The organism is Streptomyces sp. NPDC051963 (genome assembly GCF_044593495.1).
Lineage (GTDB): Bacteria > Actinomycetota > Actinomycetes > Streptomycetales > Streptomycetaceae > Streptomyces.
On record NZ_JBIUCC010000006.1, the window covers coordinates 22,967 to 44,726 of the forward strand.

The following is a 21,760-nucleotide window of genomic DNA, read 5'->3' on the forward strand; positions in this document are numbered from 1 at the left end:
AACGAGACGCAGAGCACGGCGACAAGGGACGCGGAGAGCACAAGGGACACAAGAGATACGAGGGATACGAGGGATACGCAAGGGCGTTCGGTAAGGCGGTGGGGCCGACCGCCCGCGCCGGTCGACGTGCCCTCTGCGGACACCGGCGGACGGAGCGTACTGGAAGGCGCCTTCGGACTGCTGGCGGCGGTGGAGCACGCCCAAGTCGCGGGTTTGACCAGGCTGGCAGCCGATTGCGGGCTGCCCAAAACCACCGCCTACCGGCTACTGGAACAACTGGTGGACCTGGGGGCGGTGGAACGCATCGACGGCGGATACCGGGTGGGGCCGAGGATGTTCTCGCTCGGTCAGCGATGGGAGCCCCACCCCGGACTCCGGCCGGCCGCACGGGAACCGGCCCGCCGTCTGGCACAGGTCACGGGTGCCATGGTCGGTGTCAGCGCGCTGTGGGAGGGCCAGACACTGGTCGTGGACTGGGCGCCGTCCGCGCCGGATGACACACGCGATCGGCTGCGTGACGAGGTGACGTGGCCGTGGAACACCGCGGCGGGCAAGGTGCTGGTGGCCGGCGCACATCCGCGGCTGCCGCTCGGGCCGCTTCCCGCCACCTGGCAGCGGGAGGCGGAGGCGATCCGGGACCGGGGTGTCGCTTTCGACCGGGAGGAGTTGGTGGCGGGCGTGTGCTGCGTGGCCGTGCCGTTGACCGCTTCCGGCGGTTCCCCGGTGGCGGCGTTGTGCGTCGTGACCGATCCCGCGCACCGACTGGACCGCCTCGCCGATGTCGTCCAGCGAGCCGGAAGGACCATCAGCGCGAGGCTGCGTGGCGGGGCCCTCTGATCAAGCAGGGCTCACTGATCTCGCTGACCTCTCCGATCGAGCGGATCTCACTGATCCGACAGCGGCCGCCGTCCCCTCCCCTCCCGGGGGCGGCGGCCGCGTTCGCGGGTGTGTCTTCGTGGGCGTGTATCAGTTCGCCGCGTTCATCAGGTCGAGGGCGCCCTGCTGGCGGGCGGCGTCGGTGGAGTCCAGAGGGCCGGCCCAGTGCAGCCCGTACGCGTCAAGTGCGTTGCGATCGTTGGCGTAGGCTGCGTCGGCCTGCCGCCGGATGTACGACGTGTAGGGGCGGTCGGACAGTCCGACGTTGAAGGCACTCAACCCGCGGACGTACGCGCCCTTGAAGGACGGTCCGTCGCCGCCGCACCCACCCGTCTCGCACGGCTCACGCAGGATCCCGCCCGAGTTGAGGTAGGTGGACGAGGTCGAGGCGTCCGCGATCTGGCAGCCGGTGGTGAGCAGGGCGGAGTCACCGGTCGCCCGGTGCAGCTCCGCATGACCCGACTGGCCCGGGAGTTCACCGCGTTCGTCCAGCGCGAACCATAGCCCGCCCTGCGCCACTCGGACGCACTGCTCCTGGACGACCAGCACTACACCCAGATCTTCTCCCCCGCCACGACCTGGACATCTACCGCCTCCGCCTCGACGTCCACACCCGTCTACGGACCTTCCTCACTCAGTACGCCGAAGACCGCCCGCTGCTCGGAGAAACCCTGGAGAACCGGCTCTACCCCCTGGCAGCTATGTCCGCCCACACCCTGACCAAGCTGAGGCAGCCCACCCCCTCGGACTTGCTCAACATTGACCTCGACCACCTCAGCGACGACCTCATGTCCCGTATGACGGGCACGCTGGAGCAGAACATCAAGAGCGCCCTGCGTCAGAGCAAAGCCGGCGGTGTCGACCGCATCGCCCGCACACCTGAATTCACCGCCAAGCTCCGCCAGGCCGTTGTCTCTCAAAGCCGATACCACATCGGACGTTGACTGGCAGGTAGTAAGAGGTCATCTCGATTGGTGGATCGAGGCGCGGGCGACCCTGCGGGCTGAGCCAATGGGTGCTGGTGCGACGCTGCGGGGACGCGCGAGGTCAATGAGCTGATCAACGTTGACGATCCAGCCTGGCCGCCCTTCCTTCAGGAGCTGTCCGGCACCGGCGTACCAGTTGAGGTGCTGCCCGGCGATCCCGAGACGGGCCGCGCCTCGCTGCTGCAACTCCAGGTCTCCGCCCGATCACATTTGGGTGGCATCGTATTGAAGTGCGGCGGCACGCTCGTGGACAGCGGATGGCTGCGGATCTTCGGAAGCCCCAGTGGTGTCGGCGCAGAAGGATTGCCCGGCCTGGCCGAGATCAACGCGATGCCCGCGACGTTCGATCCCGCATGGCCGTCGGGTGCAGGACTCGTGGTCGCGCACGACGTGCTGGGCGGGGTTTTCACCCTCAACGGGGGCAACCCCCGCCAGGCTGGTCGGCCCGGAGAGCCGGGTGAAATCCTCTACTTCGCACCCGACGCCCTTGGCTGGCAGGCCCTGGGCGCCGGCCACTCGGCATGGCTGTCCTGGATTCTCTCCGGAGGGCTCCAGAAGTTCTAAGAGGGCCTGCGGTGGGACGGCTGGCGCGACGAAGTCGCTGTGCTCAATGGCCGGCAGGGGCTGTCGTTCTTCCCGCAGTTGTGGTCCACCGAAGCCCGTCAGGATCTGCCGGCGGCCAGCCGTCGTGCGGTGCCCATGGCGGAACTCCTGAGCCTGAGCCGCAACTCATGCCTTCAGTTCGACGGGGCCGATCCGGGGTTTCTCGGAGTTGCATGAACTGGTTCACCCACCCAGACGCCGGTAGCAGATGAGGGCGGCGGCGATGCCGGCGAAGGCGAGGAAGTGTTCGGCCTTGCGCTCGTAGCGCCGGTGCAGACGGCGGCAGTCGGCAAGCCAGGCCACCGTCCTCTCCACCGTCCGATGGCGGCCCAAGCGCTGAGAGGGCTCGATGCCTTTGCGGGCGATGCGCGGGCCGATGTTCCGTGAGCGCAGCCACTGCCGCACGTGGTTGTAGCCGTATCCCTCGTCGCCATGGAGTTTGGCGGGTCGTCGTCGACGCGGTCCACGGCGTGAGCGGATGGGCGGGATGCCGCGCACGAGGGGTTCGATTCCCTGGCTGTCGTGAGTGTTCGCGGCGGAGATCCCGATCGAGAGGGGTAGGCCGGACCGCTCGGTGGTCAAGTGGATCTTTGATCCCTTCTTGCCGCGATCTACGGGATTCGGACCTGTCAGGTCCCTCCTTTGAGGGCCAGCATGTTCACCGAGTCGATCGCTCACCGCGACCAGTCCAACTCCCCGCGGGCGCCGAGTTCGTCCAGGACCAGGCGGTGGAGCTTGCCCCACACCCTGGCCCGGCTCCACTCGGTGAACCGGCGGTGCGCGGTCGGCCCGGACGGACCGAAGACCGGAGGCAGTTGCCGCCAGGTACAGCCCGTCGCGGCCACGAACAGGATCGCCGCGAGCACTTCGCGATCGCCGTACCGCCGTCGACCACCCTGCGGACACACCGGAGCAGCCGCTGAAACAACTCCCACAGCCCGTCCGGAACCAGACGTCCCACCCACGCAATCACGATAGCCAGCCTAATGATCAAGCCAGTTGAGACGACCTCTAACGCAGAGCCTCAAGGGGCATCCTCGTTACACGTCAGCACGGGTCAAGGTACCAAATTGGGTCCCAATAGACGCGCATCCCACGAATGTCTACATCACAGTATGTGTACTTCTTATCCTGACCGGCCAAGCCGACCTGACTGACTCCGGGCTGATTGTTGACGATGGCGCCATATCCCAGGAAGTTGGAGAGGGTACGTTCGCCGCAGTAGTAGAGCTTGAATACGGTGTGCAGACCGTTACCCTCACCGGCAGCAACGCATAGGAACCCGGTCTGACAGTTGTTGATGATTCGGTTTCGTTCATCCGTGGTCAAATGTGGTAATGCAGACTCTTTCGCGGTATATAACGGGCTCACCCCCGGGGACCAGGCCATTGCTCCGACGTCAGCCGCATGCCCCGCGCTTTTCGCTTCCGTTGCCCGCACCGTCGGAGCGGTCATCGAGAATACCGAGAGCAGGATGCCGAACACAGCGACGATAGCCAGCATCCCCTTCCGCGAGACACGCGGCGTGTTTGCCATGATTCCCATGCCCATCGACCTTCCTACTCTTCCCCTTGCACATGGTCGTTGACGAGTCGTTCATGCTCCTGGCAGACCAAGTCATCTTGATTCAGAAGGCGCGGATCAGCTTGCGTGCAGCCGAGAAGTGAGCGCCCGCCACTATCGCGGTCGTGGCCGGCGTGACTTTCCGGCACTCGCGCTGATAGTGATGCTCCAGTGTCGCTCGCGGCTTCCTCTGGATCCTGTCTTCGGTCTCGTGGCCCATGCTGTCGTCGGTAGCCACGTCACCGCCACACGTTTCGACGGTGCTCAAACAGTGAGCCTCCGCCAACTTGGAGTCTCAGGTCAAAGGGCTGGTGTGACGATCTTTCGGGATGCTCGTGCTGGTCGCGGGCGGCAGTCTGCTGAGAAGATCGTCTGCCGGGCTGCGCCAGAACCATCCTTCTGTGACGCTCGGTGTCCAGTTACGGCTGACGCCGATAGCCCTTTCTGAACGGAGGCCGTGACGCTTCAGCCGTGTTGGTGTCTGGCGGCCATCGTGTGGAATATCTTCTTCGGTTCCCAGCGGGCCTCGTCGAGCACCCGGACGACGCCGTACGAGCCAAGGTCGTGCTGCCTGGGCCTGCTGTAGCCGGCGAAGGTAAACCAGAGCGCGGTGTCCACGCCTTCCTCTTCGAAGATGTCCAGCAGCTCGGTGAAGTAGCGTGCCTGTTCGTCTTCGTCCGGCACCGCGCCGTGCGGCACTTGCCAGGCCATGCCGCCACGTTCGCCCGCGCCCTGGTAGGCGCAGGTTCCGTACTCGGTTACCGCGACGGGCTTTCCGTGGGCGAGGTGGCCGCGCAGTTCGTCCCGGAAGCTGTCGGCGTTGTAGGCAGCCCGGTAGGCATCGATGCCGACGAAGTCGAACGGATGCCAGTCGACGAACTCCCAGGGCGCCGAGGCGTAGGTGACCCGCCCGCCGAAGTGCGTGCGGGCGGTCGCGGCGGCTTCGGAGAGGAAGTCATTGAGGCGTTCTTGCACCGGTCCGAGGGAGGACCACCACTCCATGTCGGCGCCGGCCATGGCCTGCAGGCGTTCGCCGTAGGTGTCGCCCGGGATGAAGCCCCCGCAGAACGCGCTGATCTCGCAGCCGGCGACGAACACCACGTCGGCGCCGGCCTCCCGCACAGCTTCGGCGCGTTGGGCGCAGTCGGCGAAGAACGGGAGTAACTGGCCGTGAGGGAGGTCCACGGGAAAGGGGGCGAACCAGACTTCAAGGCCCGTGTCAGCGGCATGCCGGGCAGCGATGCTCAGCCGTTCGGGCTCTCGCCCGGAGATACGAACGGCGTCGCAGTGGAGCTCCCTGGAGATCACCGCCATGTCGTGGCGGACTGTCTCAGGGGCGAAACCCTTGCGGGAGAGTTCTTCCCCAGGCAGGAATCCGGTGTCGTAGTTGATGCCCCGTGCGCGCACGCCCTTGCCCCTTTTCGCTTGACCGGTGCCGTGTTCTGGCAAGTCAATGCCGTGCCCGGGGTCCTTGGCCAGAGGGGGAACGCTCCGGACGAACGTCGCGCATTGCATGCGGCGTTGTCTCAGCGGCTGACTTCAAGGTTCGTCAGGACGAGCAGGGCGCGCAGGAGTTGGGTGGCGCGGGCGGGATCGGCGCGGAGTTTGGTCAACACGCGCCAGTTCTTGAGGTGAGCGAAACCGTGCTCGACTGGGGCCCGTCCGGCGGCCAGCACGTGGTTCGCCTCCTTCTGCCCGGGGGTGAGTTTGCAGTAGCGGGTGGCCTTGAAGCCGGTGACGATGACCAGGTCATCGGGGTCGTCGGGTTTGTCCACGCCGAGGAAGCCCAGGTCGGCGAGGGCGCCGAGGCCGGCTGCTTTCAGGTGGTTGACGAGCTGGTCGTGGCGGGCGGCGGTGGCGTCGTGGGTTCGGCCGGGCCGGGGGGCGGAGATCCAGATCAGCCGTCCCTTCTCGTCGGTCAGGGCGAGGAAGTGCAGGCCGTGGCGGTGGTGCTTGCCGGAGAAGTTCTTCCGGTTGTCGCGTCCGGTGCGGCGCTGGGTGGGGATGAGGGTGCCGCCGACCAGGACGACTTCCCCGCCCCGCTTCGCGATCTTCTTCAGGGCCCCGTCCAGGCGCAGAGCGCGGGCGGCGAGCAGGTGGATCATCTCGTCGCGCCAGCGGCGGACGGTGGACTCGGCGACGTTGTTGCCGCCGGCCATGTCGGCCAGGCGCTGGTCGTGGCGGAGCACGGCCAGGACAATCAACGCGATCTTCCCCGGAGGCAGCGACCGCCAGCGCGAGCCTATCGATTTCAGGTGGCGCCGCAGCAGGCCAGCGAGGTGGTTGACGGTACTCGTGGACAGCGGCAGACGGCACTGGTAGACAAGGGACACGGTGTCCCCGGCGTGCTCTTCGGTTTTGGTCACACATTCCCAACGAGCCCCGGGGGCCACCGCAGTTACGGCCCCTTGTACCGGCTCCCGCCTCACGGGCGGACGGTGAACCGCCCGTCGGGACGTTTGCGCAGCCAGCCCCGATCGGCCAGTTTGGTCAGCTTCCCGCGCAGCGGCTCCAGCTTGCCCCGCACCCCGGTGTCCACCCCGAGCGTCTCACCGATCTGACGGACCGTGACCGGCCCGCCCGCATCACGTACCTCGGCGAGAATGCGCTGGTACTCCGGCGGAAGCGCAGTCTCGGTGAGATCCGGGGCGCGGTGCGGGATCAGCAACGCTCCCTTCCCGCCCACCTGTGCGACGGCCGGCGCCGTCGCGGCCCGCTCGGCGGCAATCTGCTCGCTCATCCGGGCCAGGACCCGCTCGGTCGCGGCGAGGTCCTCCCGCCCGGCCCGCACCTCGGCCAACTGCTTGACCAGCTGTTCTTCCAGATCGTCCAACTCCGCGCGGCGTTCCGCGATCCGCTCGGTCACCTCGGGATCCACCATGCGCCAGATCGCAGGGAGGGGAATGAGGCGGCGGACCGGATCGGATGAACGCCCTGCCCGACGATCTACATGCTGGACACTGCCCCACCACCAGCCCGAGCAACCTCACTCGCCATCACGCCAGAGGACCTGACCAGCCGAAATCAAGATGGCGGAACTTCAGTGCTGGTTGAAGGCTGGAGCCCCGTCCGCTCCAGCTTTGCGCTCTGCGGGACGTGCAGGAGGGTGAGGCCCGCGGAGGTGATGGTGTGCAGAGTGTGCCTGCCGTGGCGCACGCTCAGCAAGAAACCGGCCCGGCGCAAGACGGTGGTGTGGTGTGTGACGGTCGCCGCGGTGACGCCGAAGCGGGCTGCCAGTTCGCCTGTGGTGCGCCCAGTGACGACGTCCTCCAGGATGGCGGCCCGGGTGTGGCCGATGAGCGCGCCGAGATCCGTGGGCCGGGGATGTGTGCCGGGCTCGCGGGCCCAACTGAGGCTGTGCTGGATCGGGTAGACCAGGATGGGTGCCAGATCCGGGTCGGCCAGTGTCACGGGCCTGCGATGGCAGAAAAAGGACGGCTGCAGGAGTAATCCGCGGCCAGCCAGGTGGAGTTCGCGGTGGACCGGATAGTCGGCCTCCAGAACAGGTGGATGCCAGCGCAGTGCGGGACAGAAGCTGGCCAGCAGTCCATCGGTGCCGCCCTCCAGTACCGCCCGGGCACGGACGGCCCGGTCGGCGTCGACTTGGGCGCGGATGTGTGGCCAGAACGGGGCCAGGGCCTGCCGGTGATAGGCGCGCAGGGAGGAGCCGAGGCGGCGCAGGGCTTCGGAGTCGCCGCCGGCCAGGGCGCGGATCTCGGCCTGCAGCGGGCGTAATCGGCGAGAGGAGGCGGCGAGCCTGGTCAGGTCTCTCTTGAGGTCGGCCCGAGCGGTGCCGAGTACAGCCTCGACGGCGCCCGTCAGGTCGAAGCAGCCCCCCAGATCGGGGGTGAGGAAGTCCGGCGAGTAACCGCGCGGCGGCAGCAGCGCGGCCAGTAGCTGGCCGACCCGGGGCACGCGGGGCCGCACGAGACGCCGCCACTCGCCGAACAGCAGGGGCGCCTCGTTCGTGATCAGGACCTGGAAGCTGTTCGTGATCTCCCAGAGGGGGTCGGGAGCGGCGGCGACACGGACGCGTGCGATGTCCTCGGTCGTGAAGTGCACTCGCAGCGGCATGGGGTCTCCACAGTCATGTGTGAGTGAGGACCCCAGCATGCCTGCCTCCGCGCTGGCGGACATCGCCTCCGGAGGGACGGCCCGGCGGGGCTTCCATCCAAGGGCTCCGCCGCCTGGACCAACCGCTGGATCAGCGCGCCCAGGGCCTCATCGGAGGTCGAACAACTTCGAATCCGCAGGTCACCGAGGCTGGTATGAGTCGGCGTTCTTGCACTCGTGCTGGTCATGCGGGGCCTGCTCCCACCTGAGCGCCAGGCCCGGCCGCCACGTCCGGCAGCGGAGCCGATCGCACACCCGCACCGGGGCACGCCCGAGTACGGGCTGGCTCCCTGCCGGCAACTCTGCGACGCCTCCGAATCGAAGGTCGTCCTCCCTGGGACGGATGATGTCGGCGAGGACACACCGGCGCGGGAGTCGTTCACGGGAGTCGGAGGGCGGTACCAGCAGGGGCCGGACGGTGGGGTCGGTGGACACCGTGACGTGCTCGCGCGCCCTGGCGAGGTGGTCCTCGATACGCCTGCCGCCTGGTTGGCGTATGAGTGCCAGGGAGCCGGTGTGCAGGCAGGCCGCCTCGTCCTGCCGGGTGGCGGCGAGTTCTTCGTCGGTCCACTGCAGGTCGGCCGCGTTGTCTGCGTAGAAGGTGTACGTGGCCTGGCCGGACTCGTCGAGGTCGGCGACGGCGAGGGTGCTCGGCTGGGAGGCGGCGGTCACGCTTCCGGTCAGGTCGACGCGTGAAGCGCTGAGGCGGGCGCGGAAGAGGGTGCCGAAGACGTCGTGGGCGTGGGATAAGCGTCCGCGAGGAAGCGAGTGGGGGTGCCGAGCCGGGCGAGCGCGACGGCACTGTTGGCGGGTCCACCGCCGGGCAGGGCGCGCAGCGTGAGTTCGCTGGGCCGGACTGGCCGGGGTCGATGAAGGCGTCGGCGACGCACTCGCCGAGGACGGTGACGCTCGCGGGGAACCCGGGTCGGGCCGTGGTCGCTGTCTGCCTCTCTCAAGAAGGGTGTGTGCTGCCGCCTTCACGTGGCTCTGGCCGGGGCGGGCGTCCCGCGTCCGTACCGGGGTAGGGCACCGAGCTGGTGGCTTGATGCAGGCCTGGCACAGGTATTGACATGCCGCTCAAGACGGACGTAACTTCCCTGCCACAAGGAAGTAACGCGCGTTATTAAAGCGCGAAACCGGAGGCGTTGTCTCGTCTCCGGTTGGCCGAAAGGGACTGGAAGTGGCCACGAACAAGTCGCATCGCGTGACCATGAGCGATGTGGCCCGCCATGCGGGTGTCTCGCGGACCACCGTCTCCTTCGTCCTCAACGACAAGCCCGGCGCCGCCATCCCCGAGGAGACCCGTCGGCGGATCCTGGCGGCGATCGACGAACTCGGCTACCGGCCCAACGCCGGGGCGCGGGCGCTGGCCGCGAACCGCAGCGGGTGGTTCGGGCTGATCACCGAGATCGTGACCGGCCCGTTCGCGGGAGAGGTGATCACGGGCGCACAGAGCCGCGCCTGGGGTGACCGGAGGTTCCTGCTGATCGCCGCGAGCGAGGGCGACCCCGCCCAGGAGGCCGCCGCGCTCGACCAGATGCTGGAGCACCGGGTGGAAGGGCTGCTGTACGCCACGACCTGGCACCGCGCCGTCACGCTCCCCAAGGCCGCCCGGGAGGTGCCGACGGTGCTCGTCAACTGCTACGACGCGGCAGGTGAACTGCCGTGCATCCTGCCCGACGAGGTGTCGGGCGGATACAAGGCGACCCGCCGGCTCCTGGACGCCGGGCACACCCGCATCGGGTTCATCAACCTCGACCCGGCGATCCCGGCCGCCATCGGCAGGCGCGAAGGATACGAACGTGCCCTGCGCGAGGCCGGGATCACCCCCGACCCCTCCCTCGTCGTCCCCGGCTGGGCGACCGCCGACAGCGCCTACACCGCCGCCTGCGAACTGCTCGACCGCCCGGCCGGCGACCGGCCGACCGCGCTGTTCTGCGGAAACGACCGGATGGCGATGGGCGCGTACGACGCGATCAAGGAACGCGGGCTGCGCATCCCGCACGACGTGGCCGTGGTGGGGTTCGACAACCAGGAACTCATCGCCGCCTATCTGCGGCCGAAGCTGACGACGCTCGCCCTGCCCTTCGAGGCCATGGGCACCAAGGGCATCGACATGCTCGCCGCTCTCGCAGCGGGGCAGCCGCTCGACACCCGTCAGGTGACGATCGACTGCCCGCTGCTCGAACGCTCGTCGGTCTGACCGCTAATCAGTCCGCCGAGGAATCCCATCCCGTCTTCGCCCTGTGTGTTGAAGAGAGGAAAAGAGTTCTCCATTATGGCACCCTCCCGCATACCCTCCCGCATACCTTCACGGCGGCCCCGAGCCGTCCTGAGAGCGGTCACCGCGACCGCCGCCGCGGCCCTGGTCCTGTCGGCCTGTACCAGTGGCTCGGGCGCCGCCGGCGCCGGTGACACCTCCGGCAACCAACTGCTCACCATCCCGCGCGAGGATCTGGCGACGTTCACACGCAACTTCAACCCGCTCTCCCCGCAGGCCGCCCCCATGACCCTCCAGTCTGTCTACGAGCCGCTGGTCGTGCACAGCATGGCCGACGCCAAGGACACGCCGTGGCTGGCCACCAAATGGGAGCAGGCCAAGGACGGCAAGTCCCTCACCTTCACGCTGCGCGACGGCGTCAAGTGGTCGGACGGCCAGGCGCTCACCGCCGACGACGTCGTCTACACCTTCGAGCTCCAGAAGAAGGTGCTCGGCGGCTTCGACTACCTGGACAAGGTCACCGCGGCCGACGCCCACACGGTGAAGTTCTCCTTCAACAAGGCGTTCTCGACCGCCTTCTACGAGATCAGCAACCACTACATCCTGCCGAAGCACATCTGGTCCAAAGTGAAGGACCCGGCGAAGTTCACCAACCCGAACCCGGTCGCCACCGGTCCGTACACCAAGATCGAGAAGTTCCAGAGCCAGTCGTACGAGCTGCGCAAGAACCCCGACTACTGGCAGCCCGACAAGCAGCGGATCGCCGGCATCCAGATGCTTGCCTTCTCCGGCAACGACAGCGCCAACATCGCCTTCACCAACGGCGAGGTGGACTGGACGCAGTCGTTCATCCCGGACATCGAGAAGTCCTTCGTCGCCAAGGACAAGAAGCACAACCACTACTGGTTCCCGGCCACCGGCGCCATGATCAACTGGCAGCTGAACACCACCAAGGCGCCCTTCAACGACCCGGCCGTGCGCAAGGCGCTGAGCATGGCCGTCGACCGCGACCAGATCACCAAGGTCGCGATGAACGGCTACGCCGAACCCGCCGACTGCACGGGCCTGGCCCGCACGTACGACAAGTGGCGTGACACCTCGCTGGCCGCCTCCTGCACCTGGACGAAGTACGACGCCGCCGCGGCGGCCAAAGCTCTCGACGCGGCCGGCTACGAGGAGAGCGGCGGCAAGCGGAAGCTGAAGAACGGCAAGGACTTCACGCTCGACATCTCCGTCGGCTCCGCCTCCTCCGACTGGATCTCGGTCGCCAACATCATCAAGCAGGACCTCGCGAAGGTCGGCATCACCGCCACCGTGAAGACGCCCGACTGGTCGGCCGTGCAGTCGTCGTACAACACAGGCACCTTCGACACCGGCATCGTGTGGAGCAACAACGGCGCCACCCCGTACGAGTACTTCCGCGGCGTGATGTCGACCAAGATGCTCCAGCCGGTCGGCAAGCAGGCCACCGAGAACTACCACCGCTTCGGTGACAAGAAGGCCGACAAGCTCATCGACGCCTTTGCCGCCGCCACGGACGAGAAGACACAAGCCGAGCAGATGAACGGCCTGCAGGCGCTGTACAACGAGGACGCACCCGTCGTCCCGCTGTTCACCGGCCCCGAGTGGGGCGCGTACACGGACGCCCGCTTCACCGGCTGGCCCACCGAGGAGAACCCCTACGCCACCCTCGGCAACCGCAACGGCAGCACGATCCTCGTGCTCACCTCGCTGAAGCCCGTCAAGGGCTGACGCCGCCCGCGGACCGGCGGCCGCCCTCCTCCCCGGACGGCCGCCCCCGCGCACCGAGCCACATGTTCACCCCCCACCGACAGGGAGCACGACCCGTGCGTCTGATCCTGCGCAACCTGGGGTTCTATCTGCTCGCCTTCTGGGCCTCCATCACCCTGAACTTCGTTCTCCCGCGCTTCATGCCGGGCGACCCGGTCTCCCGGATGTTCACGCAGGCCCAGGGCACCATGCAGCCCGACCAGATAGCCCAGCTGCGGAAACTCTTCGGCCTCGACAACCGGCCCCTCTGGGAGCAGTACGTCTCCTACGTCAAGAGCGTCTTCACCGGCGACCTCGGCATCTCCATCTCCCGCTTCCCGACCCCGGTCTCCGACGTGATCGGCTCGCAGATCGGCTGGACACTGCTCCTCGGCGGCGTCGCGCTCGTCATCGCCGCCGTGCTCGGCAACCTGCTCGGCATCGTCGCCGCCTGGCGGCGCGGCGGCGTCCTCGACTCCGCCTTCCCGCCCCTGCTGATCTTCGTCGGCTCGTTCCCGTACTTCTGGCTGGCGATGGGCGCGCTGTACCTGTTCGGGGTGAGCCTCGGCTGGTTCCCCATGCGGCACGCCTACGACGTCGGACTGACCCCCGGCTTCAACGGCGAGTTCCTCTCCAACGCCGCCACCCACCTGGTGTTGCCGGCCCTGACCATCGTGCTGGTCTCCATCGGCGGCTGGATGCTCGGCATGCGCAACACCATGATCGCCACGGCGGCCGAGGACTACATCACCATGGCCGAGGCCAAGGGGCTCAGCCCCTCGCGGATCATGTTCCGCTACGCCGCCCGCAACGCCCTGCTGCCCTCCGTCACCAACTTCGGCATGGCACTCGGCTTCGTCGTAGGCGGCGCCCTGCTCACCGAGGTCGTGTTCGCCTACCCCGGCATCGGCTACCAGCTGCTGATGGCCGTCCAGGGCCTGGACTATCCGCTGATGCAGGGCATCTTCCTGACGATCACGGCCGCGGTGCTGATCGCGAACTTCCTCGTCGACCTCGTCTACGTCCGTCTCGACCCGCGCGTCCGCGTCCGCTGAGGAGGTTGCCGACATGACCGCTATCGACATCGACATCGCTACGGCCACCACGCCGACGGCCCCCGCGCGTGCCTCCCGTAGGCGCGGACTGCTGCGCCAACTCGTTGACAGCAAGAAGGCGTTGAGCGGGTTGATTCTGCTCGCTCTCTTCGCGCTGCTGGCCCTGCTCGCGCCCGTCCTGGCACCGGGCGACCCGTCGTTCATCAACTCCACGGGCAGCCAGGCCCCCTCGGCCGCGCACTGGCTCGGTACGACCGCCAAGGGACAGGACGTGCTCGCCCTCACCCTGTGGGGTGCGCGCAGCTCACTCTTCGTCGGGTTCACCGTGGGGCTCGTGGCGACCGCGGTCGCCATCGTCGTCGGCCTGGTGTCCGCCTACTTCGGCCGCGTCGTCGACGACGCGCTGACCCTGGTCACCAACATCTTCCTGCTGCTGCCCGGCCTCCCGCTGCTCATCATCCTGGCCGCGTTCCTGCCGCCCGGGACCTCCACCGTGATCCTGGTCCTCGTCGTCACCGGCTGGGCGGGCTCGGCCCGGGTCCTGCGCGCGCAGGCCAAGTCGATCCGCGGCAAGGACTTCGTGGCCGCGGCCGTCGTCACCGGGGAACGCCCGCTGCGGATCATGTTCCGCGAGATCCTGCCCAACATGGCGTCCGTGGTGATGACCACGCTGCTCGGCTGCGTGATCTTCGGCATCGGCGCCCAGGCCGGCCTGGAGTTCCTCGGCCTCGGCGACAGCAGTGTCGTCAGCTGGGGCACCAACCTGTACTGGGCCAGCAACGACGGTGCGCTGATAACCGGAGCGTGGTGGGCCTTCGTCCCCTCCGGACTGTGCATCGCGCTCGTCGCGTTCGCGCTCGCGCTGGTCAACTACGCGGTCGACGAGATCACCAACCCCAGGCTGCGCAATCGCCGCGCCCGCCGTGAGAGGAGGGGCTGAGCCATGGAACCCGTAAGGGAACCCGTACTTGAGGTGAACGGCCTGCGCGTCGAATACCGCGGCGACGGACGCACCGTCGTGGGCGCCGACGACGTGTCCTTCTCCATCGGCGCCGGAGAGGTATTCGGCCTCGCCGGCGAGTCCGGCTGCGGCAAGTCGACGATCGCCAACGCGGTGATGCGGCTGCTGAAGCCCCCGGCGGAGATCACCGCGGGCAGTATCCGCTTCCAGGGCCGCGACGTCCTCGCCCTGGACACACGGGAGTTGCGCGCCTTCCGCTGGCGGGAGATCGCCATGGTCTTCCAGTCGGCGATGAACTCGCTCAACCCCGTCCTGACCATCGGCGAGCAGATCGTCGACATCTTCACCACCCACGAGAAGATGAAGAAGAGGGCAGCGCGGGAGCGGGCCGGCGAGCTGCTTCAGCTGGTCGGCATCGACCCGGGAAGGCTGAAGGCGTACCCGCACCAGCTCTCCGGCGGTATGCGCCAGCGCGTGGTCATCGCCATGGCCGTGGCCCTGAAGCCAAGGCTGCTGATCATGGACGAGCCGACCACCGCGCTCGACGTGGTCGTGCAGCAGGAGATCATGGCGCAGATCCGCGACCTCCAGCGGGAGCTGGGCTTCTCCATCCTCTTCATCACCCACGACATGTCCCTGATGATCGAGCTGTCGGACCGCATGGGCGTGATGTACGGCGGACGGATCGTCGAACTCGCAGGCGCCAAGGACCTGTTCGCGGGACCGCTCCACCCCTACACCGAGGCGCTGATGAACGCCTTCCCGCCGCTGACCGGCCCGCGCCAGGAACTCACCGGCCTCTTCGACGCCCCGCGCACCGCCGACAGCTGCGGCTTCCACGTCAGCTGTCCCGAGGACCGCTCGGACTGCTCCATGAACATCCCCGACCTGCGCGAGATCTCGCCCGGCCGCTGGGTGGCCCGCAGCCTCGAAGGAGCCTCCCGATGACCGAACCCCTGCTGTCCGTACGGGGGCTGACCAAGGACTTCCAGGTCGGCACCGTCTTCTCCCGGCGCCGCGTCCGTGCCGTCAACGACGTGTCCTTCGACCTGCCGGCCGGCCGGATCACCGCCCTGGTCGGCGAGTCCGGCAGCGGCAAGTCCACCATCGCCCGCTGCCTCGCCCGCCTCGAACAGCCCACGTCGGGTGAGGTGTTGCTGGACGGCGAGAACATCCTGCGCACCGAGCGGCGCCGGGCGTCACGGGCGTACCGCCGCAAGGTCCAGATGGTCTTCCAGGACCCCTTCGGCTCACTCAACCCCGTCCACCGCATCGAGCACTTCCTCACCCGGGCCCTCGTCCTGCACGGCCACTCCGCCACACCGGAGGCGCTGCGCGAGCTGGTGGAAACGGTCGGCCTGACCGAGGACATGCTCCAGTCCTACCCGCACGAGCTCTCCGGCGGCCAGCGTCAACGCGTCTCCATCGCCCGCGCGTTGGCGGTGGAGCCGCGCCTCGTCCTGGCCGACGAACCGACGTCGATGCTGGACGTCTCGGTGCGCGTCGGCGTGCTCAACCTGATGCGACGCCTGCGCGACGAGCGGAACATCGCCATGCTCTACATCACCCACGACCTGGGCTCCGCCCGCTACCTCGCGGACACCACGATGGTCATGTTCGCCGGCGAACTCGTCGAGGGCGGCGACGCGTTGGCCGTGATGGACGCCCCCGCCCACCCCTACACCCGCCTGCTGCTGTCCGCCGTACCCGACCCCGAACGGGCCGCCGGCTACGACCCCGTCGAGCGCGCCAGGCTCCGCGAGGCAATCCTCAATCCCGCGTCCTGCCCCCACGGCGACGACGGCACGTGCAGCCGCACCGAGCCCGTCCGCCACATCGTCGGCGAAGACGACGGACAGCCCCATTGGGTGCGCTGCCATCTGCGCGCACCCGCCTCCGACATCGCCCGCCGCGTCCTGAAGGCCACGGACCGGCCGGACGGCGAGGCCACCGACGCCCCCGACGCCACTGAGAAAGCGGAGACCACCGCCGCATGACCCACGACCTCACCCTCCCCACCGCCGAGGGGCTGGCCGAACGCGCCCTGCGGGACCCCCACCGCCCCCGCTTCCACTTCACCTCGCCCGGCGGCTGGCTCAACGACCCCAACGGTCTGAGTCACTGGAACGGCGTCTACCACCTCTTCTACCAGTACAACCCGCTCGCCGCCGCCCACCACCGCATCCACTGGGGCCACGCCACCAGCACCGACCTCGTGCACTGGGCCGATGAGCCGGTCGCCTTGGTGCCGGGCTCGGACGGCCCGGACCGCGACGGCTGCTGGTCAGGTGTCCTGGTGGACGACGGCGGTGTGCCCACGCTCGTCTACTCGGGCAGGCACGGCGAGCATGAACTCCCGTGCGTGGCCAGGGGATCGGCGGATCTGAGGTACTGGACGAAGGACCCGGCCAACCCGGTCATCACCGCCCCGCCCGAGGGCATCGACATCACAGCCTTCCGCGACCACTGCGTGTGGCGGGAGGGCGAGGTGTGGCGGCAGCTGGTGGGTTCGGGAATCCGAGGCGTCGGCGGAACGGCTTTCCTGTACGAATCCGACGACCTGCGCAGCTGGCGCTACGTCGGCCCCCTGCTGACCGGCGACGCCTCGCAGAACCGGGGCGCTCTCGACTGGACCGGCACGCTGTGGGAGTGCGTCGACCTCTTCCGGCTCGGCGAGGACGAGGACGAGGAGGCCGCCAGCACCGACGCGCTGGTCTTCTCCGCGTGGGACGAGGGCACCACCCACCACCCCCTGTACTGGACCGGCCGCTACCAGGGCGACGCCTTCACCCCGACCGCCCTCCACCGGCTCGACTACGGCGGCCGCTACTTCTACGCCCCCCAGTCCACCCGCGACGAGCACGGCCGCCGCATCATGTTCGGCTGGCTCCAGGAGGGCCGGACGGACGAGGTGAACGCGCAGGCCGGCTGGTGCGGTGTGATGTCCCTGCCGAGGGTCGTCACGCTCGCCAAGGACGGCGGCTTGCATCAGGCCCCGGCGCCGGAGCTGACCGGGCTGCGGCGGGAGCGCGTGGAGGTGTCTCCGGGCCGGCTGGCCGACCCGTACACCCGGCTGCACGCCGTGCGCGGGGACCAGCTGGACATCGAGACAACCCTGCGTCTCGCTCCCGGAGCGACCGCCCGGCTCGTGCTCCGCGAGACACCGGACGGCGCGGAACGCACGGTGGTGGAGGTGAGCAGGGCGCCTGACGGAGCGAGCGGCACGCTCCGCCTGTGCCGCGAGGCCAGCAGCCTCGACCCGACGGTCGACACCGAACCCCGGTACGGCGAGCTGCCGTTGGACCCCGACGGGCGGGTCGACCTGCGCGTCCTCGTCGACCACTCCGCACTGGAGATCTTCGCCAACGGGCGGCCCCTCACCGCCCGCATCTACCCCACCCGCCCGGACGAGGCCGTCGGCGTCGGTATCGGTGCCGACGGCGACGTGGCCCTGGAGCGCTTCGACGCCTGGCAGATGGCGTCGGCCTTCACCGACGGACCCCGGCCGCTGTGGCCGTGACGGTCTTACCCACGACGACGGCCCGCGGGGTGGACGCCCCCGGGCCGTGGCCCACCCTCCCCTGCTCTCATCAGGGGCTGCCATGAGCGTGTCCCGCCGTATCCTCCTGCTCGTCGGAGGAAGCGCCGCCACCCTGCTGCCTCTCGGAGGCATCGTTCCCGCAGCACAGGCCGCCACCCCGAGCGCCGCCGGAGCGGCCCCCGCCGCCACCCTGATTCCCGACCCCATCCCCATCCCCGTCACCGGTACCTGGGTCCGCACCTCCGACGGCGGCCAGAAGGCGACCGCCGGCCGTCGCGGGCCCGCCCTCGCCCTTGTCTGAGCAGCAACTCGCGGCCAAGAGCACGTACGCGGCCCGCGTCCCTCCCCAATCCTCTCCCTCCATAGGCGCGTTGGTGTTCCGGGCAGCCCTGTACGGCTCGACCGGATACGCGGTCGCCATCGACCCCAGCCGCGCCCGCATACGGCTCTACGACCTGGCCGACGGCGACACACTCGCCACCGCTCCGCTTCCGGGCGCGCGGACCGGAAAGCCCCATGACCTCGAAGTGGCAGTCGACGGACCCGAGATGACGGTGCATGTTGACGGCAAGCGGCTCCTCCACACCGAGGACCACCGCCAGGACACCGGCCCGATGGGCCTGCTCGCCCGGAGCGGCACGGTCACCTTCGGTCCGCCCTGCCTCTGCTCGGTCACACCAACCTCACCGGCTGGACCACGAGCGGCGGCACCTGGACGGCGAGTCCGCTGGGCTGGCGCGCGGCCCCGACCCCGGGAGTTATCACCCGCGCCATCACCACGACCAGGACGTACGACACCGCGCTCCAGGCCGACCTGCTCCTGCACGACGCTTCCGCCATCGCCTCACCGCTGGTGCCCACCGACGCCAAGGCCACGCACGGCTACGGCGTCCAGGTCGACGCACACCAGGGCAGCCTGAGGCTCTACCGCATCGACGGCAACGTCACCCTCGGCACGTACGCGACCACGATCAAGGCCGACACGGTCTACCGCCTGCGCGTCGAAGCCGGCACGCATGCGGTCCAGCAGGACGACGGCGTTGCGGCCGGCTTCAGGCGGGCTTCGTAGCCGCCGGAGCCGTTCGCGGATGCACGCAGGCCGCAGGCCCCAGATCCGTCGGCACTTCCTCCGCGCGAAATTGGTCGGGGGCGCAGGCGCGGCAGTTCACTCGATGAAGCGGGCGGTCCGTCACGGAGCGGGGCGGGTGAGCTCAGTGACGCGGCCAAGGAAGTCGGCTGCGTCGGCATGGCGTTGGTGGGGCCGCAGGCACTGGAGGGCTGCAGTCAGGCGCTCGTCGGCACGAGCAGATTTGAGGCTGGGGTAGGTGTCGAGGAAGGCGCGCCAGTGGGTGAGGGCGGCATCGAGGTGGCCGAGTCGTAGGTGGGTTTCGGCGAGGCGGGCGCGAGTGAGTGCGGCGGGCAGTTGTTCGGTGGAGGTGCGCAGGCGCAGGGAGGTGGTCAGCGCGGTGAGGGCGGCCGGATCGTCGCCGAGGGTGGTGAGGGTCTGGGCGCGCTGGTAATGCAGTGCGCCGGCCGGATAGCTGCTGAAGGGGCCGGGGGCGGTGTCGGTCTGGGTGTGGAAGCGTTCAGCGCGGGCGAGCGCGGCCTGGGAGGCGTAGCGGTCGTGGTGAGCGTGGAGGACGGCGAGGTGGATATGGGTGTAGGCGCGGACCGCGGGCGGGGCGTGGCGGGCGTGCCGGTCTGCTTGTTCGGCGAGGTGGAGGACGGCGGGGGTGTGGTGGCCGAGGTCGTGGGCGTGGGTTGCCATGGTGCGCAAAGTGATGGCGAGGGTGGTGTGGTCGCCTGCGTCGGTGGCGAGGCGGGCGGCGATTTGCTGGTAGTGCTGGGCCAGGGCGTGGTGACCGCTGTCGGCGCACATCGAGCCCAGCAGCAGGGTGAGTTGGGCGGTGGCGGACAGCAAGCCGTGGTGGATGTCTGTGCGGGCGGGACCGTCCAGGAGGGGGGTGACCTCGTGGGCGAGGTAGGCGGCCAGGGCGGCGCGTACACGCTGGCCGCCGTGCCGGTCGGCGGCGGTGGCGAACACCGCGGCCATGGTGCCCAGTTGCTCCAGATCGCTGGGCCCGGCGCGGCGGTCGGCGGGTGCTGAGCCGTCGGGCACCGCGGCGCTCATGATCCCACCCTCGCTTGGCAGCGCCAGTGCCGTGGCGGCGAAGACGCCCGCGCCGAGCAGGGCCCGGCGGTGGGGGTCGAGTTCGGCGCGGGTGAGGTGGGCGAGTTTGCGCATCGGGTCGACCTCCCAGGCAGGATCCACGACGACGGCCGGGGCTCGGGTGAGGCCAGCGTCGTACGCCGTGATGCGCCTGCTCAGACGACGGGAGAGACATTCCAGGAGCAGCGCGGGAATGGGGGGCCGGGGCTGGGCGCCGTCCAGCCAGCGCCGTGCTGTGGTGCGGTAGACGGTCAGTGTCAGGCCCTCTTCGGCGGCGATGCCGCGCAGGGCGGTGGCCAGCTGGGACGGATTCCAGCCGGCGGCCTGTAATAACAGGGCGAGCCGCGTGTTCGGGGTGCGCGGCATGACTGCCTCCCGGGTGCGCGAGCCGGTCGGGTGCCTGCTGGCGCATGGAGATGGGGTGTGTCCCGCACCGCCGCCGTGGTGTCTGTGAAAGCGGCTTCCGCTGCGATGGCGGGGGTGCGGATGGGGCAAGCCGGACTTCTGTCATGTGTCAGGCGACTATCGAGCCAACCGCTCCGGCAGATCATGGATCCGGCGGCGCGGATTCCCGGTTGCCGGCAGCCCTGGGCAGCACCAGTCTGCGTCTTGTGGACGGGCCCGTGCGGGAGATCCCGATGCCGGCAGGACGTCTACTACCGGGGCCGGGGGTCCAGCGGTCTGCCACGGGGCCAGGATGTCGGTGACTAAGAAGGGATCTTGCACGGCAGGTTCGCCTTCCGCTCATGCGTACTGTCTGGGGGCCGGGCTCAGGGTGCAGTCAAGCGAGAAGGCCCGGCCGGAAGTAAGCGTGCGCGAGCGGCATTTGCGTGACGTCGATTCCCACTCCCTGCGCGTGGCGCATGCCCCCGGTGCGGCCGCGCACACGGGCGGGCAGCCGACCGCCGCCGCAGAGTCGGGAGCGTGCGCGGGGGTATCGCCGGCCGCCGGCCGGTGGGCCGTCGGCGCCGGGCATGCATCACCGGCACCAGGAGCATCAGGATGGCGTGGTGGGTCACGCCGTGCGGCTGCCGCATTCGTCCGCCCACGCGTTTCACAAACTCACTAGGTGGCTCGCTGTGTGCGCAATCCGTTGCCGGTACGCATGTTGGGACCGCAGGCCGCAGTGCTGAACTGGTCGTCGCTGCTCGTTGGCACAGCACCATGTCTGGCGCCGGCCGGTTCGGCCGCGCCCGTTCCCCGTACTGCTTTCCGTTCCCGAGGGGGCCAGTGGGATGACGCGCTCATCTGCCCTGTCGGTCGAGGGAAAGGCTCAACTGCGGTTCCCTGATCTGGAGGATCTGCGGGGCCTTGCCGCGCCGCAACTACAGCGCCTCGCCCAGGACATCCGCTCGTTCGTGATCGAGCGCGTGTGCGCGACGGGCGGGCATCTCGGCCCGAACTTGGGTGTGGTCGAGCTGACCGTGGCTCTGCACCGGGTCTTCGACTCCCCCGTGTTCGTCGAGGAAACGGCCGACGTACCCGAGGGCAGCGTTGTCATCTTCTCCGCTCACGGCGGCGCCCCCACCGTCCGCGAACAGGCGGCCGCACGCGGCCTGCGGACCATCGATGCGACCTGCCCGCTCGTCACCAAGGTCCACAAAGAAGCCGCCCGCCATGCAGAGCAGGACTACGACATCCTCCTCATCGGCCACGAAGGCCACGAGGAAGTCATCGGCACCAGCGGCGAGGCCCCGACCACATCCAGCTCGTCGACGGCCCCCACGACGTGGCCAGCGTCCAGGTCCGCGACCCGGACAAGGTCGTGTGGCTCTCCCAGACCACCCTCTCCGTCGACGAGACCACGGAAGCGGCCACAGCCCTCAAGGAACGGAGCTTCGATGTGTCGCCAGTCCGCCACCGTCTGTCTGATCAAGTCGCCCACGCGTCAGCACCGTGTG

At 68.9% G+C, this 21,760-nt stretch carries 19 protein-coding genes and 6 pseudogenes; 14 read left to right on the plus strand and 11 right to left on the minus strand.

Translation table 11 applies throughout. From position 1 onward, the window contains the following. Nucleotides 1–126 precede the first annotated feature (126 nt). Nucleotides 127–837, plus strand: a complete 711-nt coding sequence (locus ACIHFB_RS24515) for an IclR family transcriptional regulator (RefSeq protein WP_400127900.1) — start codon at nt 127–129, stop codon at nt 835–837. A 129-nt stretch (nt 838–966) separates the two neighbouring features. On the opposite strand, the pseudogene ACIHFB_RS24520 reads toward ACIHFB_RS24515, so the two are convergent. Next, a pseudogene (locus tag ACIHFB_RS24520) lies at nt 967–1,329 on the minus strand (glycosyl hydrolase); the annotation flags it as partial. Nucleotides 1,330–1,577: 248 nt separating this feature from the next. On the opposite strand from ACIHFB_RS24520, the gene ACIHFB_RS24525 reads away from it, so the two are divergent. Both ACIHFB_RS24525 and ACIHFB_RS24530 read left to right on the plus strand, forming a co-directional pair. Then, nucleotides 1,578–1,820, plus strand: coding sequence for a hypothetical protein (locus ACIHFB_RS24525; RefSeq protein WP_365287494.1), 243 nt, complete (start codon nt 1,578–1,580; stop codon nt 1,818–1,820). Between the two features lie 114 nt (nt 1,821–1,934). Beyond that, a pseudogene (locus tag ACIHFB_RS24530) lies at nt 1,935–2,642 on the plus strand (DUF2625 family protein). A gap of 6 nt (nt 2,643–2,648) precedes the next feature. On the opposite strand, the pseudogene ACIHFB_RS24535 reads toward ACIHFB_RS24530, so the two are convergent. The 8 genes and pseudogenes from ACIHFB_RS24535 to ACIHFB_RS24570 form a co-directional block, all read right to left on the minus strand. Then, nucleotides 2,649–3,426, minus strand: a pseudogene (locus ACIHFB_RS24535) (IS5 family transposase). Between the two features lie 86 nt (nt 3,427–3,512). After that, nucleotides 3,513–4,016 carry a hypothetical protein gene (locus ACIHFB_RS24540; RefSeq protein ID WP_400127901.1) on the minus strand — a complete coding sequence of 168 codons (504 nt, stop codon included), beginning with the start codon at nt 4,014–4,016 and terminating at the stop codon, nt 3,513–3,515. Nucleotides 4,017–4,092: 76 nt separating this feature from the next. Then, nucleotides 4,093–4,296, minus strand: coding sequence for a hypothetical protein (locus ACIHFB_RS24545; RefSeq protein WP_365287498.1), 204 nt, complete (start codon nt 4,294–4,296; stop codon nt 4,093–4,095). A 197-nt stretch (nt 4,297–4,493) separates the two neighbouring features. Further along, nucleotides 4,494–5,435, minus strand: coding sequence for a hypothetical protein (locus ACIHFB_RS24550; RefSeq protein ID WP_400128265.1), 942 nt, complete (start codon nt 5,433–5,435; stop codon nt 4,494–4,496). A gap of 119 nt (nt 5,436–5,554) precedes the next feature. Continuing rightward, nucleotides 5,555–6,394 (minus strand): transposase family protein, encoded by an 840-nt coding sequence (locus ACIHFB_RS24555; RefSeq protein ID WP_400127902.1) that lies wholly within the window; start codon nt 6,392–6,394, stop codon nt 5,555–5,557. 59 nt (nt 6,395–6,453) lie between these two features. Beyond that, nucleotides 6,454–6,909, minus strand: coding sequence for a hypothetical protein (locus tag ACIHFB_RS24560; protein ID WP_400127903.1), 456 nt, complete (start codon nt 6,907–6,909; stop codon nt 6,454–6,456). Between the two features lie 143 nt (nt 6,910–7,052). After that, nucleotides 7,053–8,102, minus strand: a complete 1,050-nt coding sequence (locus ACIHFB_RS24565; RefSeq protein WP_400127904.1) for a transcriptional regulator — start codon at nt 8,100–8,102, stop codon at nt 7,053–7,055. Nucleotides 8,103–8,462: 360 nt separating this feature from the next. Next, nucleotides 8,463–9,012, minus strand: a pseudogene (locus ACIHFB_RS24570) (PfkB family carbohydrate kinase); the annotation flags it as partial. Between the two features lie 309 nt (nt 9,013–9,321). Here ACIHFB_RS24570 and ACIHFB_RS24575 point away from each other — a divergent pair. The 8 genes from ACIHFB_RS24575 (at nt 9,322) to ACIHFB_RS24610 (ending at nt 17,990) form a co-directional block, all read left to right on the plus strand. After that, nucleotides 9,322–10,344, plus strand: a complete 1,023-nt coding sequence (locus tag ACIHFB_RS24575) for a LacI family DNA-binding transcriptional regulator (protein ID WP_400127905.1) — start codon at nt 9,322–9,324, stop codon at nt 10,342–10,344. A gap of 75 nt (nt 10,345–10,419) precedes the next feature. Further along, a complete protein-coding gene (locus ACIHFB_RS24580; protein ID WP_400127906.1) occupies nt 10,420–12,114 on the plus strand; it encodes an ABC transporter substrate-binding protein in 1,695 nt (564 codons plus the stop codon). Between the two features lie 95 nt (nt 12,115–12,209). Beyond that, complete coding sequence (locus ACIHFB_RS24585) at nt 12,210–13,187, plus strand: ABC transporter permease (RefSeq protein WP_400127907.1); 978 nt, start codon at nt 12,210–12,212, stop codon at nt 13,185–13,187. A 13-nt stretch (nt 13,188–13,200) separates the two neighbouring features. Further along, nucleotides 13,201–14,127: an ABC transporter permease gene (locus tag ACIHFB_RS24590; RefSeq protein WP_400127908.1), complete on the plus strand. Its 927-nt coding sequence runs from the start codon at nt 13,201–13,203 to the stop codon at nt 14,125–14,127. 3 nt (nt 14,128–14,130) lie between these two features. After that, on the plus strand, nt 14,131–15,096 hold the full coding sequence (locus ACIHFB_RS24595; protein WP_400127909.1) for an ABC transporter ATP-binding protein: 966 nt from the start codon (nt 14,131–14,133) through the stop codon (nt 15,094–15,096). Then, nucleotides 15,093–16,145, plus strand: a complete 1,053-nt coding sequence (locus tag ACIHFB_RS24600; protein ID WP_400127911.1) for an ATP-binding cassette domain-containing protein — start codon at nt 15,093–15,095, stop codon at nt 16,143–16,145. Before ACIHFB_RS24595 ends, ACIHFB_RS24600 begins: the two co-directional genes overlap by 4 nt. Then, the gene (locus ACIHFB_RS24605) at nt 16,142–17,668 is read left to right on the plus strand and encodes a glycoside hydrolase family 32 protein (RefSeq protein ID WP_400127912.1); all 1,527 of its coding nucleotides are present in this window, start codon (nt 16,142–16,144) and stop codon (nt 17,666–17,668) included. Before ACIHFB_RS24600 ends, ACIHFB_RS24605 begins: the two co-directional genes overlap by 4 nt. An 82-nt stretch (nt 17,669–17,750) precedes the next feature. Then, nucleotides 17,751–17,990 carry a hypothetical protein gene (locus ACIHFB_RS24610; protein ID WP_365287522.1) on the plus strand — a complete coding sequence of 80 codons (240 nt, stop codon included), beginning with the start codon at nt 17,751–17,753 and terminating at the stop codon, nt 17,988–17,990. Nucleotides 17,991–18,361: 371 nt separating this feature from the next. Here ACIHFB_RS24610 and ACIHFB_RS24615 read toward each other — a convergent pair whose 3' ends face one another. Continuing rightward, a complete protein-coding gene (locus ACIHFB_RS24615) occupies nt 18,362–18,529 on the minus strand; it encodes a hypothetical protein (protein WP_400127913.1) in 168 nt (55 codons plus the stop codon). Between the two features lie 13 nt (nt 18,530–18,542). Here ACIHFB_RS24615 and ACIHFB_RS24620 point away from each other — a divergent pair, with 13 nt between their 5' ends. Next, nucleotides 18,543–18,758, plus strand: a complete 216-nt coding sequence (locus tag ACIHFB_RS24620; RefSeq protein ID WP_400127914.1) for a hypothetical protein — start codon at nt 18,543–18,545, stop codon at nt 18,756–18,758. A 120-nt stretch (nt 18,759–18,878) separates the two neighbouring features. Here the strand turns inward: ACIHFB_RS24620 and ACIHFB_RS24625 are convergent, their stop codons facing one another. Then, a complete protein-coding gene (locus ACIHFB_RS24625) occupies nt 18,879–20,225 on the minus strand; it encodes a tol-pal system YbgF family protein (RefSeq protein WP_400127915.1) in 1,347 nt (448 codons plus the stop codon). 869 nt (nt 20,226–21,094) lie between these two features. On the opposite strand from ACIHFB_RS24625, the pseudogene ACIHFB_RS24630 reads away from it, so the two are divergent. Both ACIHFB_RS24630 and ACIHFB_RS24635 read left to right on the plus strand, forming a co-directional pair. Then, nucleotides 21,095–21,253: pseudogene (locus ACIHFB_RS24630) on the plus strand (1-deoxy-D-xylulose-5-phosphate synthase N-terminal domain-containing protein); the annotation flags it as partial. 60 nt (nt 21,254–21,313) lie between these two features. Then, nucleotides 21,314–21,693: pseudogene (locus ACIHFB_RS24635) on the plus strand (4-hydroxy-3-methylbut-2-enyl diphosphate reductase); the annotation flags it as partial. Nucleotides 21,694–21,760: the final 67 nt, after the last annotated feature.

What these genes read in the sequence shown, in the direction of transcription:
- ACIHFB_RS24540 (WP_400127901.1), bottom strand. Translation starts at nt 4,016, where the DNA reads ATGGGCATGGGAATCATGGCAAACACGCCGCGTGTCTCGCGGAAGGGG.
- ACIHFB_RS24590 (WP_400127908.1), top strand. Translation starts at nt 13,201, where the DNA reads ATGACCGCTATCGACATCGACATCGCTACGGCCACCACGCCGACGGCC.
- ACIHFB_RS24595 (WP_400127909.1), top strand. Translation starts at nt 14,131, where the DNA reads ATGGAACCCGTAAGGGAACCCGTACTTGAGGTGAACGGCCTGCGCGTC.
- ACIHFB_RS24625 (WP_400127915.1), bottom strand. Translation starts at nt 20,225, where the DNA reads ATGCCGCGCACCCCGAACACGCGGCTCGCCCTGTTATTACAGGCCGCC.
- ACIHFB_RS24600 (WP_400127911.1), top strand. Translation starts at nt 15,093, where the DNA reads ATGACCGAACCCCTGCTGTCCGTACGGGGGCTGACCAAGGACTTCCAG.
- ACIHFB_RS24580 (WP_400127906.1), top strand. Translation starts at nt 10,420, where the DNA reads ATGGCACCCTCCCGCATACCCTCCCGCATACCTTCACGGCGGCCCCGA.
- ACIHFB_RS24560 (WP_400127903.1), bottom strand. Translation starts at nt 6,909, where the DNA reads ATGGTGGATCCCGAGGTGACCGAGCGGATCGCGGAACGCCGCGCGGAG.
- ACIHFB_RS24605 (WP_400127912.1), top strand. Translation starts at nt 16,142, where the DNA reads ATGACCCACGACCTCACCCTCCCCACCGCCGAGGGGCTGGCCGAACGC.
- ACIHFB_RS24615 (WP_400127913.1), bottom strand. Translation starts at nt 18,529, where the DNA reads ATGGCGGAAGCGTCGTGCAGGAGCAGGTCGGCCTGGAGCGCGGTGTCG.
- ACIHFB_RS24610 (WP_365287522.1), top strand. Translation starts at nt 17,751, where the DNA reads ATGAGCGTGTCCCGCCGTATCCTCCTGCTCGTCGGAGGAAGCGCCGCC.
- ACIHFB_RS24525 (WP_365287494.1), top strand. Translation starts at nt 1,578, where the DNA reads ATGTCCGCCCACACCCTGACCAAGCTGAGGCAGCCCACCCCCTCGGAC.
- ACIHFB_RS24565 (WP_400127904.1), bottom strand. Translation starts at nt 8,102, where the DNA reads ATGCCGCTGCGAGTGCACTTCACGACCGAGGACATCGCACGCGTCCGT.